The organism is Micromonospora sp. NPDC047557, from assembly GCF_043205095.1.
Classification (GTDB): Bacteria; Actinomycetota; Actinomycetes; order Mycobacteriales; family Micromonosporaceae; genus Micromonospora.
Genome location: NZ_JBIDDK010000018.1, coordinates 46,971 through 65,723, shown reverse-complemented (window position 1 = coordinate 65,723; position 18,753 = coordinate 46,971). Strand labels below are relative to the sequence as shown.

At 72.8% G+C, this 18,753-nt stretch carries 19 protein-coding genes; 10 read left to right on the top strand and 9 right to left on the bottom strand.

The features are described 5' to 3' along the window. Positions 1-64: 64 nt before the first annotated feature. Positions 65-883 carry an alpha/beta fold hydrolase gene (locus tag ACGGAQ_RS29435; protein ID WP_393054787.1) on the bottom strand — a complete coding sequence of 273 codons (819 nt, stop codon included), beginning with the start codon at positions 881-883 and terminating at the stop codon, positions 65-67. A gap of 27 nt (positions 884-910) precedes the next feature. Beyond that, positions 911-1,576, bottom strand: a complete 666-nt coding sequence (locus ACGGAQ_RS29430; protein WP_393054785.1) for a DUF4097 family beta strand repeat-containing protein — start codon at positions 1,574-1,576, stop codon at positions 911-913. 243 nt (positions 1,577-1,819) lie between these two features. Here ACGGAQ_RS29430 and ACGGAQ_RS29425 point away from each other — a divergent pair, with 243 nt between their 5' ends. Further along, on the top strand, positions 1,820-2,557 hold the full coding sequence (locus tag ACGGAQ_RS29425) for a helix-turn-helix domain-containing protein (RefSeq protein WP_393054783.1): 738 nt from the start codon (positions 1,820-1,822) through the stop codon (positions 2,555-2,557). Here the strand turns inward: ACGGAQ_RS29425 and ACGGAQ_RS29420 are convergent. The 4 genes from ACGGAQ_RS29420 to ACGGAQ_RS29405 form a co-directional block, all read right to left on the bottom strand. Continuing rightward, positions 2,537-4,600 carry a glycogen debranching N-terminal domain-containing protein gene (locus ACGGAQ_RS29420; RefSeq protein ID WP_393054899.1) on the bottom strand — a complete coding sequence of 688 codons (2,064 nt, stop codon included), beginning with the start codon at positions 4,598-4,600 and terminating at the stop codon, positions 2,537-2,539. The genes ACGGAQ_RS29425 and ACGGAQ_RS29420 overlap by 21 nt on opposite strands. A gap of 5 nt (positions 4,601-4,605) precedes the next feature. Beyond that, complete coding sequence (locus ACGGAQ_RS29415; protein WP_393054781.1) at positions 4,606-4,974, bottom strand: SCP2 sterol-binding domain-containing protein; 369 nt, start codon at positions 4,972-4,974, stop codon at positions 4,606-4,608. An 84-nt stretch (positions 4,975-5,058) separates the two neighbouring features. Next, complete coding sequence (locus ACGGAQ_RS29410; protein ID WP_393054779.1) at positions 5,059-6,261, bottom strand: WD40/YVTN/BNR-like repeat-containing protein; 1,203 nt, start codon at positions 6,259-6,261, stop codon at positions 5,059-5,061. Beyond that, positions 6,248-6,826 (bottom strand): RNA polymerase sigma factor, encoded by a 579-nt coding sequence (locus ACGGAQ_RS29405; RefSeq protein ID WP_393054777.1) that lies wholly within the window; start codon positions 6,824-6,826, stop codon positions 6,248-6,250. The genes ACGGAQ_RS29410 and ACGGAQ_RS29405 overlap by 14 nt, the downstream gene beginning before the upstream one ends. A gap of 127 nt (positions 6,827-6,953) precedes the next feature. Between ACGGAQ_RS29405 and ACGGAQ_RS29400 the strand changes: the two genes are divergently transcribed. The 3 genes from ACGGAQ_RS29400 (at position 6,954) to ACGGAQ_RS29390 (ending at position 8,672) form a co-directional block, all read left to right on the top strand. Continuing rightward, complete coding sequence (locus ACGGAQ_RS29400; RefSeq protein WP_393054775.1) at positions 6,954-7,460, top strand: DUF6584 family protein; 507 nt, start codon at positions 6,954-6,956, stop codon at positions 7,458-7,460. Between the two features lie 122 nt (positions 7,461-7,582). Beyond that, positions 7,583-8,152, top strand: a complete 570-nt coding sequence (locus ACGGAQ_RS29395) for a GNAT family N-acetyltransferase (RefSeq protein WP_393054773.1) — start codon at positions 7,583-7,585, stop codon at positions 8,150-8,152. Positions 8,153-8,285: 133 nt separating this feature from the next. After that, positions 8,286-8,672 carry a DUF2267 domain-containing protein gene (locus ACGGAQ_RS29390; RefSeq protein WP_393054771.1) on the top strand — a complete coding sequence of 129 codons (387 nt, stop codon included), beginning with the start codon at positions 8,286-8,288 and terminating at the stop codon, positions 8,670-8,672. A gap of 14 nt (positions 8,673-8,686) precedes the next feature. Here the strand turns inward: ACGGAQ_RS29390 and ACGGAQ_RS29385 are convergent, their stop codons facing one another. Further along, entirely contained in the window at positions 8,687-10,165 is a 1,479-nt protein-coding gene (locus ACGGAQ_RS29385) for a glutamate--cysteine ligase (protein ID WP_354863078.1), read from the bottom strand. A gap of 184 nt (positions 10,166-10,349) precedes the next feature. Between ACGGAQ_RS29385 and ACGGAQ_RS29380 the strand changes: the two genes are divergently transcribed. Beyond that, entirely contained in the window at positions 10,350-10,688 is a 339-nt protein-coding gene (locus ACGGAQ_RS29380) for a DUF3817 domain-containing protein (protein WP_387182454.1), read from the top strand. A 29-nt stretch (positions 10,689-10,717) separates the two neighbouring features. Here ACGGAQ_RS29380 and ACGGAQ_RS29375 read toward each other — a convergent pair whose 3' ends face one another. Continuing rightward, a complete protein-coding gene (locus ACGGAQ_RS29375) occupies positions 10,718-11,266 on the bottom strand; it encodes a hypothetical protein (RefSeq protein WP_355137137.1) in 549 nt (182 codons plus the stop codon). Between the two features lie 142 nt (positions 11,267-11,408). Here ACGGAQ_RS29375 and ACGGAQ_RS29370 point away from each other — a divergent pair, with 142 nt between their 5' ends. The 3 genes from ACGGAQ_RS29370 to ACGGAQ_RS29360 are packed head-to-tail and all read left to right on the top strand — an operon-like array spanning position 11,409 to position 15,454. Further along, positions 11,409-12,533, top strand: a complete 1,125-nt coding sequence (locus tag ACGGAQ_RS29370) for a Vms1/Ankzf1 family peptidyl-tRNA hydrolase (protein ID WP_393054769.1) — start codon at positions 11,409-11,411, stop codon at positions 12,531-12,533. Next, positions 12,526-14,280, top strand: a complete 1,755-nt coding sequence (locus ACGGAQ_RS29365; RefSeq protein WP_393054767.1) for a thiamine pyrophosphate-binding protein — start codon at positions 12,526-12,528, stop codon at positions 14,278-14,280. The genes ACGGAQ_RS29370 and ACGGAQ_RS29365 overlap by 8 nt, the downstream gene beginning before the upstream one ends. A 49-nt stretch (positions 14,281-14,329) precedes the next feature. After that, entirely contained in the window at positions 14,330-15,454 is a 1,125-nt protein-coding gene (locus tag ACGGAQ_RS29360) for an iron-containing redox enzyme family protein (protein WP_393054765.1), read from the top strand. A gap of 32 nt (positions 15,455-15,486) precedes the next feature. Here the strand turns inward: ACGGAQ_RS29360 and ACGGAQ_RS29355 are convergent, their stop codons facing one another. Then, positions 15,487-15,714, bottom strand: a complete 228-nt coding sequence (locus tag ACGGAQ_RS29355) for a CDGSH iron-sulfur domain-containing protein (RefSeq protein ID WP_393054763.1) — start codon at positions 15,712-15,714, stop codon at positions 15,487-15,489. Positions 15,715-15,937: 223 nt separating this feature from the next. On the opposite strand from ACGGAQ_RS29355, the gene ACGGAQ_RS29350 reads away from it, so the two are divergent. Both ACGGAQ_RS29350 and ACGGAQ_RS29345 read left to right on the top strand, forming a co-directional pair. After that, positions 15,938-17,350, top strand: a complete 1,413-nt coding sequence (locus tag ACGGAQ_RS29350) for a hypothetical protein (protein WP_393054761.1) — start codon at positions 15,938-15,940, stop codon at positions 17,348-17,350. 221 nt (positions 17,351-17,571) lie between these two features. Further along, on the top strand, positions 17,572-18,714 hold the full coding sequence (locus ACGGAQ_RS29345; RefSeq protein WP_355067259.1) for a SigB/SigF/SigG family RNA polymerase sigma factor: 1,143 nt from the start codon (positions 17,572-17,574) through the stop codon (positions 18,712-18,714). Positions 18,715-18,753 lie beyond the last annotated feature (39 nt).

Sequence of the window (18,753 nt, the reverse complement as noted above, 5' to 3'; positions counted from 1 at the left end):
CACCTCGCCCACCGGGCGGCCCCGGCCGCGCGAGGCGACCGGGGACCCGGCGGGCAAAGTGGCGTCAGCGGACCTCGCGGTCGAGGGCGGCGACCTCGCGTACGGCGGTGGCGACCGCCGCGAAGTCCTTCTTGAGGATCGCGCCGTGGTTGCTGGCGACCTTCGCGCCGACCCGGATGTTCGGGTTGCGGACGGTCACCGCGTCGAGGCTGGCACGGATGCGTTCCTGCTCGTCGCCCTTGCTGCCGAAGGACGTCCCCGACGCGACCACGTACCGCACCGGAACGGTGATGGCGTCGAGCACCGGGCCCAGCTCACGCTCGGCGGAGAGCCGTCCCAGCTCGATGTTGCTCTCCGCCTGCTCGTCGGCGTTCATCCGCGGGACCAGGCCCGTCGGGCGCAGCAGCGGCATGAACCAGCGCATCCGCCGGAACAGCTTGCGGATGCGCTGCTCCATGGCCTCGTCCAGCCAATCGTGCGGGAACGCGCCGTCCACCAGCACCGCGCCGACGGTGCGCTGCGGGTTCCGGTTGGCCCAGTGCGCGCCGACGACCGCCCCGTACGACCAGCCCACGAGCACCGCCCGGTCCACGCCCCGGGCGGCGAGAACGGCGTCGACGTCCCGGACGGCTGCCTCGAACGAGTAGTCCGCCGAGCGCCCCGACTTTCTGCCGCGGGCTCGCTCGTCGTAGGTGATGTGCCGCCACCCGGTGCCCAGGTCGGTGATGACCCGTCGCCAGTACCCCTGGGTCGCGAACTGGCCGTTGAGGAAGACCACCGGGATGCCCGGACCGCCGGTGTCGGTGACGGCCAGGGCCGTGTCGTCGACCGGCACCATGCCGGTCCAGGTCGAGCTGGTCGAGGAGGGGTTGTTCGTCGTCATGGTCGTACTCCTTGAGGGGTTGGGGGTTCAGAGGCTGCGGGCGGTGATGTCGCCGTGCGAGGTGGTGGCGTGGATGTCGAGCTCGGCGCTGCCGGTGTTGGTGAGGGCGTTGCTGACGCGGCCGTGACCGGTGCCGGCGTCCAGGGCGGCCGAGACGCCGCTGGCGGCGGCGACCGAGATGTCGCCGGACTGGGTACGCAGCACGACCGCGCCGCGCCGGGCCTCGGCGACGAGGATGTCGCCCCGCGTCGTGCTGATCTCGGCCGGGCCGTTGAGCCGGCCGACCTCGACGTCGCCGTCGATCGCGGTGAGACGCACGCTCGCGGCTTCGTCGATCTTGATGTGGCGGTACGCGCCGTCGACGGTCACGTCACCGAGGCGTCCGACGCCGCGCAGCTCGGCGCTGGCGGCCCGAACCTCGACGCGGGAGTCGGCCGGCAGTTGGACGGTCACCTCCACCGAGCCGGAGGGGCCGAGGAGCTGGTTGGCGGGGGTCGCGGTCGTGACCCGCAGGACGCCGTCGGCGTACGCGACGGTGGTCCGCTCGGCGGCCCGGGTGTCGCGGCTCCGGCCGGCGTCGGTGGGCCGGACCTCGACGGTGGTGTCCGCGCGGTCGGCGGCGATGAACTGGACGCGCCCGGCGGGGATGTCCAGGACGGCGGAGATGGGCGCGGGGGTCGGGAAGCTCTGCATCACGTTCTCCTGGTGCTCGTTCCGGCGTTTCTGATATGGGAAACGCTACGTTGCTTTCCACATACCGGCAACAAGTCTGTTGCGTCAAACCAACCTATTAGCAGCTCACAGGCTTGAAAGTGTTGCAATAGGCCGAGACATAACGCAACGCTACGGCGATGAGCCATTGCAATCGAATGAGGGTGAACGCTATGGTGGGAGCGCGCGGAGGCGCTCCGAAAACCACCAACCGAGGAGATCGCGATGCCCGGAGGCAGACTCACCCAGCAGGAACGCCAGCAGATCGCGCTGGGGCTGGCCGAGAGCCTGCCGTACGCCGAGATCGCCCGGCGGCTCGACCGTCCGACCTCGACGGTCACCCGCGAGGTGCTGCGCAACGGCGGTCCGAACGCCTACCGCGCCGACCTGGCCCACCGCGCGACCGAACGCCGCGCCCGCCGACGCGCGCCCGCCTCCGCCCGAGCGGCCGAGTCGGTCCCGCAGCCGCACGGCCGGGACGCCGAGGCCGTCGCCGAATACGAGGAGACGTTCACGACCGTTCTCATGGCCTCGGGCCTGAACAAGATGTCGGCCCGGGTGCTGACCTGCCTGTTCACCACCGACACGGGCAGCCTGACCGCGTCGGAACTCGCCCAGCGCCTCCAGGTCAGCCCGGCGTCCATCTCCAAGGCGATCGCCTTCCTGGACAGCCAGAGCCTCGTGCGCCGAGAGCGCGACGAGCGCCGCCGCGACCGCTACGTCATCGACAACGAACTCTTCTACCAGGCGACGATCGCCAGCGCCCGCGCCAACGACCAACTCGTCGAAACGGCACGCCAGGGCGTCGCCGTCCTCGGTCCGCACACCCCCGCCGCGGCCCGCCTGGAGAACATCGCCCGCTTCCTGGACTTCATCAGCGAGAGCATCACCCGTGCCGCCGAACAGGCCCGCGACGTCCTGCACGCCAGTGCGGAGGGACCGTCAGGCGGTTCCACCCGTTGACGGCGGCCGGTCGGGCCGGTGGCGGGCGAACGCGTCGACCCGGCCCCACCGGCCGGGAATGTCCAGCAGCGCGACCCGGGCGAAGGCGGCCGGCAACGCGGGATTCACGGCGAGGTGGTCCTCGTGCGGGTCGATGCCGAGCATGGTGCGCAGCAGCAGCATGGGCGCCCCGCTCGACCACGCCTGCGGGCTGCCGGCGGTCGGGTACCGGACCGGGTACCGGGTGGTGCTGCGGTCGTACCCACCGAACGCCTCGGGCAGCCGGCCCTGGAAGAAGGTCGCGGCGGACAGGATGCCCTCCGCGATGCGGCCCGCCTCCGTGTCGAACCCGTACCGGCGCAGGCCCCAGGCGATGAACGAGTTGTCGAACGGCCAGACGGTGCCATTGTGGTATCCGAGCGGGTTGTAGCGGCCCTGCCCCTCCGCGAAGGTCCGCACCCCCCAGCCCGAGAAGAGCGCCGGACCCATCAGGTGCTCGACGACACGTGCGGCCCGCTCGGGTGGCACGATGCCGCTCCACAGCAGGTGCCCGATGTTCGAGGAGAGGCTGTCGACCGGCGTCCCGTCGTGGTCGAGCGCGAGGGCGTAGTAGCCGTGGTCGTCGAGCCAGAAATCGCGGTTGAAGCGGTCGTACAGCGCTGCCGCCTCGCTCTCCAGGCGGTCGGCGTAGTCGGGGTCGCCCCAGAAGGCACGCGCCAGCCGCGCCCCGCGCATCTTGGCGTCGTAGGCGTACCCCTGGGTCTCGCACGTGGCCCTCGGGAACCCGGGCAGCCGGCCGTCGACGTAGGAGATGCTGTCCCAGGAGTCCTTCCAGCACTGGTTGTCCAGGCCGGTGTCGCGGTTGCGTTTCTCGTACCAGACGTAGCCTGTCGACGTCAGATCGGCGTACGTGCCGATCCAGGTCAGGGCCGCGCGAGCCTCCTGCTCCAACTCCATCACCAGCGCGGTGTCGCCGCTCCACCGCTCGTACTCGTCCAGCAGCACCACGAACAGGGGCGACGCGTCGACGGTGCCGTAGTAGGGCGAGTGTGGCTGTTCCTCGAACGCGGCCGACTCCCCGTAGCGCAGCTCGTGCAGGATCCGGCCGGGGTCCTCCTCAAGGACGTCGTCGGTCCGGGCACCCTGCAACGACGCGAGGATCCGCAGGGTCGGTGGGGCCAACGACGGCGTGATGGGCAGGGTCTGCAGGCAGGTCAGCAGGCTGTCGCGGCCGAACAGGGTCATGAACCAGGGCAACCCGGCCGCGGGTACGGTCGCGCCGCCGAGCGAGAGCGGCGCGAAGCGCAGCGCCGCCAGGTCCACCAGGCTGCGGTGGTACACCTGCTGCAGCGCCGCGCTCTCGGTGTCCAGTGTCGGCGCCTGCGCGACCCACTCCCGCACGCTGTCCGGCAGAGTGGAGTCGTCCGGGCGCTGCGCCCGGAGGGCGTCACGCAGGTCGACGCCGTCCGGGCGCAGTGCCCGCATGGCGGCCTGCAACCGGGTGGTCCACTGCTGCCCGGGCTCCAGGCGCACGGCGAACCGGAAGCCGCCCGGGTCGATGGTGGCCGGCTCGCTCGCCGACACGACAACCTCACGCCGGTATGTACCGCGCCGATAGCCCAGCCGCAACTCGTTCGTGTCGACCTGGGTGTAGTAGCTGCCGACCTTGTCGTGGAGGTCGAACTTGATCTCGAAGATGTCGGCGAAGTCGGCCGCCACCTCCAGGCGGACGTCCAGGTCGACGACCGACTGACCGTAGTTGAAGATCGTCAGAGACTCGGTCAGGTCCGGGCCGATGTGTCGTCGCCGGATGGCGGACACGTCCGCCTCGACGTAGTCGACGGCCCCGCCCGGCACGACGAAGAACGTGACCTCGTAGTACTGGCTGTCGTCCACCGACAGGGCGGCCATGCGTTCACCATTGACGGTGAGCACCCAGCGGGACAGGAAGCGGGTGTCGGCGGCGAACAGCCCGACCGGGGTGGCCGGGGAAGAACGCACGTCGCCACTGGCGTCCGACACGATGAACGTGTTCCCGTCGATACACGACACGGTGCCGGGGATGTCCCTCATCGGCTACGTTCCGCTGGCCGGGCCGACTCGGTGGGGCGGTCGGCTGCTCGCGGAAACAGCCGTCCGAGGCGCAACGCCAGGCCGAGATCACCGTCGACCAGGATCTCGCCGCGGGTGATCGCCGCCAGCCCGTTCACCTCACCGCGCGCCATCGCGTCCGCGACCTGCGCGGACACCCTGATGACGGTGGTGGCGGGGTCGCCGCTCCTGGACACCCGCATGTCGCCGTGGTCGATGACGAGGAGCCACTGCTCCAGGTCGTCCCCGCTCCCGATGTCGAAGCGCACGCTTCCACACACCTTCTGGAAACGCGGATCCCGGCAGGCAGCGGCCAGCCGCTCGAAGAAGGCACTGGTCGCCGACATCCCACCCTCCCGGGCGCGCACTGGGTAGAAGCGGGTGGCGGCTACCCGCTGCGGGGCGCTCTTAACGCCCAGGGCGGGCGTCGTTCAGGGCGAGAGCGTGAAGCGGGTCCAGGTGGTCGCGTCCGAGGTGACGAGGAGGTGGTCCGGCTCGCTCATCGGACCGGCGCCGCGCCCGAAGAGCCAGGCGTACCCGGGTGCCACGCTGGCCGTCCCGACGACCGGGCCGTACTCCCGCGCGACAGTGAAGTGTCTCCCGTCGTCCCGGCTGACCAGGAGCCGCGCGAGCCGGTCGGGCTCGGCGCCCCCACCGGGGCTGATCGCCAGCAGGGAGCCGTCCGACCCGACCGTGAGGTCCCAGATCGCCTCATCCGGCAGGTCGGTGCCGGTGTCGGTCCAGGTCTTCGCGCCGTCCGTGGTGCGCAGGAGCCGCGTTCCGCCGCCCGTTCCCGACGGCTCGGTCAGCACGTACCCCTCCCGGTCGTCGAGCCCCACCACCGCCACCACGCTCGCGTCGTCGTCGACCTCCCAGGTGGTCCAGGTCGCACCCCGGTCGGCGCTGCGGGCGAGGGTCGATCCGGAGGCTCTCCCCATCCGGTACGCCGCCCAGATGCTGCCGTCGGCAGCCGGGTAGAGGCTGAACAGGGGACGCCACGAGGGCGCCGTGGTGAGCCGGTACACCGTCCCGCTGGACGGATCCACCGCCAGTGGCTCGGACAGTGGCTCACAACCGAACCCGCAGAAGACCGGCCGGGCCGTTGCCGGGAACGCGGGTACCGCGACGATCGCGGAGACCGCGTCCCGCCAGGTGCGACCGTAGTCGGTGGAGAGACGGGCCACCCCGACGTCGCTCACCAGGTAGGACCGGTCGCTGAGCACGGAGACCTCGATGCGACTGGCCACTGTTCCGGTGGAGGTGGCCGCACACCTGGTGCCGTCGAACACCGCCGCGTCCCAGTCCGACCAGGTCCGGCCGCGGTCGCCCGTGTACGCGAAGCGCACGACACAGCCGTCGCGCCACACGTCGACCCCGGAGTCGGGCCCGGTCAGCGTGAAGGCGTCCCCGTGCGCGGTCGACGGTTGCGTGGGGATCACCCTTTCGGCCCCGCCCGCCCCCGCCACCACCGGCACGACCGCCAGCCCGACCAGCGCGACCAGCGCGGCCGCCACCATCGTGACCGACCGGTGCCGACGGGAACGGGCAGCCGACCGCAGCTCGTCGAAGGGCGGCGGCGAAACGGCCCGGGCGAGGGTTTCCACGTCGAATCCAGAGAACTCACGACCGGACATCGATCCTCCCGGCTTCCGTAGCGTCGGCACCAGCGTCGGTGGCGTTCGACGCGGTGGCGTCGTTGTCGGCGTCGTTGTCGCTCTCGGTGTCGGTGTCGGCGAGCAGCGCGGCCAGGGCGTGTCGACCGCGCGACAGCCGGGACTTCACCGTTCCGGCCGACACGCCCAGCGTGGCCGCGACCTCGTCCACCGGCAGGTCGACGAGATAGTGCAACGCCAGGGCATGCCGCTGCCCCTCCGGCAGCACACGCAGCGCGGCGAGCAGGGCGAGGTGCTCCGGGGAGTGGTCGGCGACGGCCGGCGGCGGGCCGATCCGGCGCAGCAGCCCGTCAAGGACGCGGCGACGGCGGTACCGGCTGCGGGCCCAGTTCACGGCCACCCGACGCAACCAGGCTTCCGGATTCTCCAGCCCGGCGAAGCGCCCCGGCGACACCAGCGCTCGGGTGAACGCCTCCTGGACCGCCTCCTGCGCCTCGTTGAGGTCGCCGGTCACCGCGTACAGCTGGACCACCAGGCGCCGGTAGCAGCCGGCGTAGAGCTCGGAGATCAGATCGCCGTCCGACACCCGTCACCCCCCTTCTCCACCACTCCCACCAATGGGCCGGGAGGAAGGTTCCGGTGGCCGGCCAGAATATGTGGCTCGGCGGAATTCGGATGTCGGAGCGGCAGGCGTACCGCTCACAATGTCCGCCATGGCGAGAGAGCACGTACTGGCGAAGGTCGAGGCCGACCTGCGGCGTGGGCACGTCCACCCCGCGATGCAGCGGCTGGCGAGCCTGAACGCCGCGTACCCCGACGACCTGGAGCTGCGCTCCCGGCGTGCCGCGCTGTACCGGCAGGTGGGCCACGTGACCGAGGCCGGGCGGTGGGGATTCCTCACCGAGGACGCCAGCGCGCCGGAAATCACCGCGTTCGAGAGGTCCTACCCGGGCGCCTGGCGACGTCTGCGCGCGTTGAGGGTGATCGCCGACCCCACCGACCGGCTCGGGCCGCTGGCGGGCGCGCGGTTCGCCCAGCTGGTCCGCCAGGCCGAGCGGGAGGGCCCTGCCCCGGTCGCCTGGACCGAGGTCGGCCCCCGCTCGGGTGAGCCCGACTCATGGCGGGACATGCTGGGCTGCCTGGTGGCGATCGTGATCGGTCTGGTCCTGGTGGCGCTCACCGTCGTCGGCCTGATCACCGTGCTCCGCTGGGCGTGGTAGGAAGACCCGGGTACGCGCGCGATCGGCCGCCGCTGGGCGACCCTCCAGCGCAAGGCAGAGGCGCACTCCCGGCGCGACAGGACGACCCCACCGGGCCGGCGCCTGCGGCTAACGTGTCGACGATGGAGAGTGCGGACACGTCGACAACGACGAGCGACGACCCCACCGTCCGGCTGCGGCCCGTGGGCGAGCCCGACCTGGCGATGTTGCGGCGGTTCTGTGTCGAGCCCGGGCTGATCGGCCTGGACTGGGCGGGCTTTCGTGACCCGGGCGCACCGGCGCGGCGCTTCGCCGTCGACGGCTACCTGGGCGCCGACGACGGGCGGCTCATCGTCGAGGTGGAGCAGGACCAGGCCGCCGGCCTCGTCAGCTACACGTCCGGGCGGTATTCGGGTCTGGCGTCGTACTGGGAGATCGGGATCGTGCTGCTCCCCGAGTGGCGGGGGAGGGGCATCGGCTGGCGAGCCCAGGCGCTGCTCTGCGACTACCTGTTCACCCACACCCCGGCGCACCGCATCCAGGCCGGCACCCATCCGGAGAACGTCGCCGAGCAGCGGGCGCTGGAGAAGGCCGGATTCCAGCTGGAGGGTGTCGTGCGGGCCTGCGAGTTCCGGGCCGGCGCCTGGCGCGACGGATATCTCTACAGCCGGCTGCGCGACGATCCGCCGCCCGCAGCGCTCGTGGAGAGGTGATTTCGGTCCATGGCTACCCAGGCACCGTATGACCGGACGCCGTGCCACCCCGTTTGTGCCCGGCGAGCCGGGGAAACCGGCCCGTTCGCCCGGCGGGCCGCACGGCCGGCCGAGCAGACGGAAGGAGCGGGTCATGGAGTACGACCAGATGATCGCCACGGTGCGCCAGCGTGCGGGCCTCGGGGAGAACGAGGCCGTGCGGTCCGTACAGGCCGTCCTGTCGGTGCTCGGCGAACGGCTCGCCGGACAGGAGGCCGACCACCTGGCGGCGCAGCTACCGGATCGGCTGGACGCGTCGGTCACCCGTAATCCGCAGGGCCGCCGGTGGGACATCGGCGAGTTCCTCAAGCACGTCGGCGACCGGGAGCAGGTCGCGAACGCCGACCAGGTGCGTCTACACGCCCAGGCGGTGCTGCGTACGGTCGCCGAGGCCCTCAACGACGACGAGCGACAGGACCTGCTCGCCCAACTGCCGGGCGGCATCATCGACCTGTTCGGCGTGCCGACACCGCGCGGTTGACCGTCGCCCGCACCTCAGGGGATCGGCCACTCGTGCACCGGCCGGTTGCTGTGCATCAGCGTCACGTAGTGCCGGACCACCTCGCGCAGCGCCTCCGGCCGGTCCAGGTGATCGGCGGACTCCAACCGGTGCAGCGTCTCCACCTGCCAGGTCGCGCCGTTGCGGCTGGTCAGGCAGCGCTGTTCGATGATGCCCAGCAGCCGGTCGCGCTCGGTCGGGTCGAGGCCCCACCGGTCCAGGCCGTGGTGCGCCATCGGCAGCAGCCGGCGCAGCACCAGCTCGGTGACCGGCAGGTAACCGAGGCCGGGCCAGAAGACCTGCGCGTCGATGCCGTGCCGGGCGCAACTGGTGAAGTTCTCCTCGGCGGCGCTGAACGACATCTGTGACCACAGTGGGCGGTCCGACTCGGCCAGGGCGCGGACCAGTCCGAAGTAGAAGGCCCCGTTGGCGATGGTGTCCAGCACGGTCGGCCCGGCCGGCAGCACCCGGTTCTCGACGCGCAGGTGCGGCCGGCCGCGCGACACGTCGTACACCGGGCGGTTCCAGCGGTAGATCGTGCCGTTGTGCAGCCGCAGCTCGGCGAGGTTGGGCACCTCGCCGGCCGCGAGGGTCTGCGCCGGGTCCTGCGGGTCGCACACCGGCAGCAGCGCCGGGAAGTAGCGGACGTTCTCCTCGAACAGGTCGAACACGCTGGTGATCCACCGCTCGCCGAACCAGACTCGGGGGCGTACCCCCTGGGCTTTGATCTCTTCCGGCCGGGTGTCGGTGGCCTGCTGGAACAGCGGGATGCGGGTCTCGCGCCACAGCTCCCGGCCGAAGAACAGCGGCGCGTTCGCGCCCAACGCCACCTGGATGCCGGCGACCACCTGGGCGGCGTTCCAGTAGTCGGCGAACTGCGCCGGGCTGACCTGGAGGTGGAACTGGGTGCTCGTGCAGGCCGCCTCCGGGGTGATCGTGTCGGCGGTGACCGCCAGACGCTCCACCCCGCTGATGGCGATCGGCAGGTCCTCACCCCGGGCGGCGAAGATCTGCTCGTTGAGCAGCTTGTAGCGCGGGTTCGCCGAGAGCGTCTCGGCGGTCAGGTGCTCGGGGCGCAACGTCGGCAGGATGCCGATCATGACCATGTGCGCGCCGATCGCCCGCGCCTTCTCCTCGGCGGCGTTGAGGCTGGCCCGCACGTGCTCCTCGAAGTCGGCGGTGCCGGTGCCGGTCAGCCGCCGCGGCGGCACGTTGATCTCGATGTTGAACTGGCCCAGCTCCGTCTGGAAGCTCGGATCCTCGATGGCCGCCAACACGTCGGCGTTGCGCATCGCCGGGTTCGACGCCTCGTCGACGAGGTTCAGCTCGATCTCCAGCCCGGTCATCGGCCGGTCGATGTCGAACCGCGACTCGCGCAACATCTCGGCGAAGACGTCCAGGCAGTTGCGCACCTTCTCGCGGTACCGGGCCCGGTCCTCCCGACTGAAGGTCCGTACGCCGACATCCTCGCCCATGGTCACCACCCTGTCACCGCTGGTCCCCTCCAACCTCGCACGTGGCCGGCGGGCGGGGGAAGACCCGAGGGTTCTTTCCTACCCAGTCGCGGGCTCCGTGACCCCTGTCGCACGCTGCGTGGCCGACGAGGGTGCGAACGGCCGGCACCGTTAGCATTGCCGCCCGAGAGGTGGTGGCGTCCGGATGCGCGAGAAGGTGACCCGGCTGTTCGTCGCGGCGGCGATCGCCGAGGCCTGCTCCTGGCTGGCCCTGCTGGCCGGAATGGCGGTCAAGTACGGTCCGCCCGGCAACGAGCTGGGTGTCAAGATCTTCGGCCCGATCCACGGCGGCCTGTTCATCGCGTACGGGCTGCTGGTCCTCGCGGTGGCCCGACTGCGCCGGTGGAGCCTGCCGGTGACAGTCGTGGCGCTGGCGTGCGCCGTGCCGCCGTTCGCCACCCTGATCTTCGAGCGCTGGGCCCGTCGCAGGGGAATCCTCGGCGTGGACCGCCGCCCGGCCCGCGAGCCCGCACCCGTCGGCTGACACGCGGCCCGGCCCCCCGGCGGGGCGGGTCAGGTCAGGGCGGAGCAGGCCACCACGCCGGCGAGCAGCAGCGCGCCCAGCGCCGCCTGCAACAGCAGCGGCGGGCCGAGATGCGACCAGAGCGTCGCGGTACGCGGGGTGAGCAGCTGCCCGGTGGTGAGGTTGACGATCCGCTCGATGCGCGGCGGCAACTCCGGGTCCCGCTGCGGGCGCAGCGTGAGCTGCACCTGATCGGCCGGGTGCAGCGCACTCTGCGGCAGGTGCCCGTGCAGCTCCACCTCGCAGAGCTGACCGGCGGTGTTGCGCAGGCGCACCGGGGTGACCAGGTACTCCGGGCCCTGCTTCAGCTCCTTCCAGCGCCGCCGGGTGCCGCCGCCGCCGAACGAGAAGAGCGCGCGCAGCAGCAGGGCCGGCAGCCGGGCGAACGCCGCCGCGGCGAGCACCGCGACCAGCACCGGTTGGCCGACGCGTATCTCGCGGGTGTAGCCGTCGAGCAGGCGGACCAGCCGCCCGGTGACGATCCGCTCCGTCGGGTGCACGATCCGTCGGGTATCGAGTCCGCTGTCCATCCCCACCACCGAGAGTCCGCTTGTGTTCACTGATCGTATCGATGTCCCCGGTTGAACGACGTGAATGAAACCGGGTCACGGGCTCACGGCCACGAGGTGACATCCCGGGCGAGCAGGGTAAGCGGGGGGCCGAGCTGGAAAGGGGTCGAGCATGCAGCTGTCCTTCCTGCGCCCGCTCTACGACCGACCCGGGCCGTGGTGCTCGGTGTACCTGGACGCCTCCGCGGACACGGAGGACGCCCACCCGGCGCTGGACCTGCGCTGGCGCGCACTGGAACGTCGCCTTGCCGAACAGGGGGCCGACGAGGCGAGCATCGCCGCGCTGGACCGGGTGATCCGGGGTCACGACCCGATGGTCGGTGACTACGGCCTGGCGGTCTTCGCCAGCCACGGGCGGGTGGCGCTCTCCGAGTACCTGTCCGCGCCACCTCTGCGCGACCTGGCCAGTTTCGGGCCGTTGCCACACGTGATGCCGCTGCTCGCCCAGCGCGGCGAGCAGGTGGCCTGGGTCCGGGTCGTGGCCGATCGCACCGGCGGTGACGCGATGGCGGTCAGCGCGGGCGGAGTACCCCGCCGGGCGCACGTCGCCGGTCGGGACAGCTTCCCGCTGCGCCGAGTAAAACCCGGGGGTTGGTCCCAGTCGCGCTACCAGCGAGCCGCCATGGAGGCGTGGCACCAGAATGCCGGCGACGTGACCGCCGCGACCGTGCAGCTGGCCGACAGGGTCGGCGCCGACGTCGTGGTGGTGGCCGGTGACGTCCGGGCCACCGGGATGATCGCCGCCCAGATGCCGGAGCGCTGGCAGGACCTGGTGGTCCGTACCGACGCCGGGTCCCGGGCCGGCGGCGCCGACCAGACCATGCTGGACGACCTCACCGTGCAGACCATCGCGGAGGTCGCCGACCAGCGGATCACCGCCGCGCTGGACCGGTTCGGCGTGCAGGAGGACGTCGGCGCCGGCCTCGAGGCGGTCGTCTCGGCCCTGCAACGCAACCAGGTCGACACCATGCTCATCGTCGACGACCCGTCGGCCAACGGGGAGCTGTGGATCGGCCCGGAGCCGACCGAGATCGCCGTCGACCCCACTCAGCTGAGCGCGATGTCGGTCGACGACCCGCAGCGGGTACGCGCCGACGCGGCGCTGGTCCGCGCGCTGGTTGGCACCGACGCGGCGTTGACCGTGCTGGGCGCGGACGAGGCGCCCGAGCTCACCGACGGCGTCGGCGCGGTGCTGCGCTACGTCGACGAAGGCACCCCGGGGCGCGGCAATGGCTGAGCGCCGTGTCGCGGACCTGGTGGTGGAGCGGCTGCGGGCCTGGCGGGTCCCGCGCGCCTTCGGCTACCCCGGTGCGGCGATCGCCCCGCTGGTCGAGGCGCTGGACCGCTCCGGGGGTGACCCGGCATTCGTCCCGGCCCGGCACGAGGAAACCGCCTCGTTCATGGCCACCGGGCACGCCAAGTTCACCGGCGGCATCGGGGTCTGCCTGGCCACCCAGGGGCCCAGCGCGGTGCAACTGCTCAACGGTCTCTACGACGCGAAGCTGGACAGCAAACCGGTCGTGGCGATCGTCGGCGAGGACGTCACCGGCCCCCTGGGGGGCGCGCACCAGCAGATCGGTTTGAGCCGGCTCTTCGGCGACGTGTGCAACCAGTTCGTCCAGTACGGCCGCAGCCCGGAGAGCGTACCGGCGCTGCTGGACCAGGCGTTCCGCACCGCGGCGGCGACCCGTAGCCCGACCTGTGTGGTGCTGCCTCGGCACCTGCAGGAGGCCGTGGTGCCCGACCTGGGCGCGCACGCGGTCGGCGTGATCACGGCGACTCCCGGCGAGCCGCTGGCCCGGGTGCTGCCGCACGAGGTGGACCTCGACGCCGCCGCGCAGATCCTCGGCAACGGCCAGCGCACCGCGATCCTGGTGGGCCAGGGGGGCCGGTCCGCCGCCGACGAGATCATCGAGCTGGCCGACCGGCTCGGCGCCGGGGTGGCCACCTCGCTGCTGGGCAAGCCGGTCCTCGACGAGCGGCTGCCCTTCCACGCCGGCGTGCTCGGCGAGGTCGGCACGCCGGCCGCCGCCGAGCTGATGGGCGGCTGCGACACGCTCCTGCTGGTGGGCACCAACGACCCGTGGACCGACTACTTCCCGATGCCCGACCAGGCCCGCACCGTGCAGATCGACATCGACGGCACCCGCATCGGCAGCCGGTACCCGGCCGACGTGCCCCTGGTCGGGGACGCGGCCGAGACGCTGCGCGCGCTGCTGGCGCGGGTGCCGTCGCGGCCCCATCAGCAGTGGCGTGCCACGGTGGAGAGCGCGGTCGACCGCTGGCGGGCGACCGCGGCCGACCGGGCCGCCGCGCCCGCCGAACCGATCAACCCGCAGCTCGTGCTCCAGGAACTCTCCACCCGGGCCCCGCGGACCGGCTCGGTCGCGGTCGACGTCGGCTCGGTCCTCTACTGGTACGCCCGGCACCTCGTCCTGCCGTCCGGGGTGAACGCGCAACTGTGCGGCACCCTCGGCTCGATGGGCTGCGCCCTGCCGTACGCGGTGGCCGCCAAACTCGCCGCGCCCGACCAGCCGGTGATCGCCCTGCTCGGCGACGGGGCCATGCAGCTCAACGGGCTCGCCGAGCTGATCACGGTGTCGCACCACTGGCAGCGGTGGGCCGACCCACGCTTGGTGGTGCTCGTGCTCAACAACCGCGACCAGAACGGCATGGGCGGTGGCCGGGAGCCGTCGTCCGACCCCACCCACCGCCGCCCGGACGTGCCGTACGCCGGCTGGGCCCGCCTGCTCGGGCTGCACGGTGTCCGGGTGGACCGCCCGGAACTGGTCGGCGCCGCCTGGGACGAGGCGCTCGCCGCGGACCGCCCGTGCGTCCTGGAAGCGGTAGTCGATCCGGCGGTGTCGTTGGCGCCGCCGGAGCCGGCCTTCGCCGACCTGCGCGGACTGTACGCCGAGGGGGAGGGCGCCCGGCGGGTACGCGAGCAGGTCGAGCAGGCGGTGGCCGTCGAGGATCTCGTTTAGGCGTACCTGATCAGGGCATCAGTAGCGGCCCGACGACGCTGGAGGTCACATGCCGGAGCCCGCCGACCGCCGCTACGGTCCCGCGCCACTGCCGCAGCCGCGCGGTCCGCTGTCCGCCGCGGTGATCGATGCGCTGCGGAGTCCGCCGCACGACCTGCCTCCCGGCCTGGGCGTCGACCTCGATCCGGTGGACGCGATCGGCGACGAGGACCTGCAACTGACCCTGTTCCTCTGCTACGAGCTGCACTACCGGGGCTGGAGCGGGGTGGATGAGGGCTGGGAGTGGCAGCCCGCGCTGCTGGCTCTGCGGGCCCGCGTCGAGCGGCCCTTCGAGGCGGCGCTGCGCCGGCTGGCCGGAGCCCCGGCGGTACCGGCCGGTGGGGTCGCGGCCGGGTTGGGCGAGCTGGTCGCGGCCGACGACGGGCCGCCGCTTGCCGCCACGCTCCAGCGGCACGCCGACCTCACCCAGTTCCGCGAGTTCGTCGCCCACCGGTCCGTCTACCACCTGCGCGAGGCGGACCCGCACAGTTGGGCGCTGCCCCGCCTCGGCGGTCCCGCCAAGGCCGCCCTCGTCGAGATCCAGACCGACGAGTACGGCAACGGCCGGCTGGACCGGATGCACGCCGAGCTGTTCCGGCGCACCCTCGACCGGTTGGGTATGGACACCGGCTACGGCGCCCACCTGGACGCGGTGCCCGCGGTGACGCTGGCGACCAACAACCTGATGTCGCTGTTCGGGCTGCACCGACGGCTCCGCGGCGCGCTGCTCGGACACCTGGCGGCCTTCGAGATGACCTCGTCCCTGCCGAACCGCCGCTACGGCAACGGCCTGCGCCGGCTCGGCCTCGACGAGGTGGCCACCCGCTTCTACGACGAGCACGTGGAGGCCGACGCGGTGCACGAGCAGATCGCCGCGCACGACCTGTGTGGCGGCCTGGTCCGTACCGAGCCGGCGCTCGCCTCCGACGTGCTCTTCGGCGCGGCGGCGGCGCTCGCGGTGGACCGGCTGTTCGCGGCGCACCTGCTGGACAGTTGGGCCGCCGGCCGCAGCTCACTGCGCTCGCCACTGCCGCTGTCGACCGCGCCGGCCGTGCCGCCGCTGGTGTCGCTCACCGCGACGCCGACCGTGCCGACGCCGACAGTGGTGACGCCGGTCCAGCCTGCCGTCGCCTGACGGCTGCACCCTGGTTGGGCGGCTCCGCCCGGTCAGCCCTCGCGGGCGGTGCCGGCGCGGAAGTTGACCACCTTGTGGGTGCCGTCGCAGAACGGCTTGAGCGCCGACTTGCCACACCGGCACAGAGCGACAGTGCCCCGGCGCGCGTCGATCCGCTCGCCGTCCGGAGTGACCAGGGCGAAGTCGCCGCGGACCAGGAGCGGGCCGTCCTCGTACGGGGTGATCGTGGCGGCGGACTCGCCGGTGTCGTCGGTGCGCATGAGCCCGGAAGTGCCCGCACCGGCCGCGCCGAAACCCCGCGCGAACGTCGTGGTCCCTCAGGACCGATCGTCCCCGCCGGCCCGCTCCCGCCGCCCGGGGCGGATCGTCGCCGAACGCCGCTGACCTGTGGAATGTTGCCGCCGGGTGGGTGATGCCCCGTTTGAACCCCATCGGGACGGGAAGCCGGGCCGCGTGGTGAGCGAACGAGGCAAGGTGGGCCCGGTGCACAAGGTGCACAAGGGGCTGACGGCCGACGGCGCCGGTCTGGCCGGCGACCGGGTCGTGGCCCAGGGCAGCGCCGCCCGGGTGCTGGTCGCCGCCACCGCCCGGGCCCTGCGCGGCGCGGACTGCGCCGACCTCGGGCACACCGGGCCCACCTCGCGGTTCCCGGGCGCCCCCGAGCCGGTACGCCGTGCCGCGGTGAGCCGGGCCGCCGGGCGGGTCGCCCTCACCGTCGACCAGGTCGGTGAGGTGGACGCGGCCCGGGTCGCGCGCTGGTTCGTCGACCAGTACCCGCGCGGGAGCTACCCCGGCGTGCTCATCGGGTCGCCACACGGCGCGGCAGCCCACCTCGCGGTGGCCCTCGGCGTGCCGTGGCTGCCCGCCGGCTTCGAAATGACCGCGCACTGGAGCGACGGCGCCGTGGACCGCCCGGGGGCGGCACTGGAGCACGGCGGCGCGCTCGCCGAACGGATGCTCGCCGGCAACCCCGACGTGCACCTGCGTCAGGTGCACTGCCCGGCCAGCCGGGGGTCGCTGACCGGGGTCACCGTGTCGCTGGCCGCCCGCTGGAGGGCGCTGCCGACCGCGTACGCGCAGTTCCTGACCGACCGGCTGAGCGCGGGTGCCCCGGTGCTGCTGGTGCGCGACGCGCGCACGTGGCCGGTGTCGGAGCGGGGCCCCGGGCACAGTTTCCAGGTGGGCTGCCCGGCCAGCGGGCTGGACCCGGTGGACTTCCACCCCGACAGTCATGCCCTGCGGCAGGTCCTGCGCGCCGTGGGCGGGGACGCCGCCCAGTGGGCGCCGCCGGAGGTGTCGGCGCCGTCGGGCGACGCCGAGCACGGCATGGACCCGGACTTCGAGCGGACCACGCGGGACTGGGCCGCCCGCCGGCAGCATCCGCTGCACCGGGTGCTGGTGCCCCGCCCTGCGGCGCTGAGCGCGGGCGTGGCCGACCTGTACCGGCGGTGGCTGCGGGCCGCGGGCAAGACCGGTGACCGGTTGGTGGTGGAATGCGGCCGGCTGCTCGATCCGTGGCAGGTGGTACGGGCGGGGCTGGTGCCGTACTGGTGTGAGAACGCCACCCGGCGCAGCGTCGACGAGGCCGAATGGTGGCTGGCCGGCAGCGAGACGTTCAGCTCGGTGGACGTCCTGCCCGAGCCTCCGGGGATGCGCTCGCCCGCCCTGGCCGGGCTGCCGCAGTGGTTGGCCGTCGCGGGCTTCGGTCGGCGGCGGCGGGCGCTGGACCGGACCTCCGCCCGGGGCTATCCGGTGACGTCCGTGCCGACGCGCCGGGCCACCGAGGTCCTGCGCGCCCAGCCGTACGACCTGCCCGCTCCGCCCCCGCTGGGGGCCGCTGAGGCCCTGTCGGTGCTCCGCGACAGCGGCGGCCACCAAGGGTTGCTCGTCTCCTGAGGGGAGCACGCCGAAACTTCCTCGCGAACCCGGGGTCCCGTGATTGAGTACCTACGGAGCGGGAACATCGCTGGCTGCGACGGCCTGATTGCGCTGCGTAGAAGCGTTGTCGCCCGCTGGCATCCCAGTCACTGACCCACTTTCCGGCCCGGTGCGTGGCCCGACCACGCGCACGACCGGTTTCCCGATCCGGGCGGGGGACCTTCCTGAGGGAGGCGCGGATGTTCGGACAGACGAGCACGACCACGACCACACCACCACCCACCGAGCGTGGTCTGGAGGACCTGGACGCGGCGGCGCTGGCGTACGCGGCCCGGATCGAAGGGCTGCCGCCGGAGCGGCGGGGGGAGGCGCGCGACGACCTGGTGCGCTTCGCGCTGCCGTTCGCCGGGCGACTGGCCCGCCGGTACCGGGGCCGGGGCGAGCCGCTGGAGGACCTGGAGCAGGTGGCCCGCCTCGGGCTGGTCAACGCCGTCGACCGGTACGACCCGGAACGGGGTTCGTTCACCGCGTACGCGGCGATCACCATCGTCGGGGAGATCAAGCGGCACTTCCGGGACCGCACCTGGGGTGTGCACGTGCCCCGGCGGCTGCGGGACCTGATCCTCGAGGTGGGTCAGGCCACCGCCGCGCTGACCAGCGAGCTGTCCCGGGCGCCGTCGGTGGCCGAGCTGTCGGCCCGCCTGGAGACGCCGCAGGAGGAGATCCTCGCAGCGCTGGAGTCGGCGGCCGGCTACAGCCCGGCGTCACTGAACGCGCCGGTCGGCGGGGAGAGTTCCGCGGAGTTCGGTGACCTGGTCGGCGAGTCGGACAACGCGCTGGAATCGGTCGACGACCGGGTGACGGTGAGCGGCCTGCTGCACCGGCTGCCCTGGCGCGAACGCCGCATCCTCGCCATGCGCTTCTACGGCAACCAGACCCAGGCGGAGATCGCCGCCCGGTTCGGCATCTCACAGATGCACGTCTCCCGGCTGCTGTCGCGGGCGCTGACCTGGCTGCGGCAGGCCATGCTCGCCGACGCGCCGCCGCCGTGGCAGAACGGCGCCGCCGAACCGGACCCGGGCAAGACCCGCATCTCGGTGCGGCAGAACGGCGACGGGGTCGTCGTCGAGGTCGGCGGTGAGGTGGACCGGGACGGTGCGGACCAGCTGCGCCGCGCGATGCTGGAGGCCGTCAACGGTCAGCCGAGCGAGGTCGTCGTCGACCTGGTCGGCGCGGGTGGCTTCGACGCCGGCGGGATCGCCGCGCTGATGGCGGGCCGGGAGGCGGCCGAGCGCACCGGCGTGCCGCTGCGGCTGACCCGGGTGCAGCCCGCGGTGCGCCGCTCGCTCACCGCCGCCGGCCTGGCGCCCGCCCGGGACTGACCGGCGCGTACGCACACGACGAGGGGCCCACACCAGCGC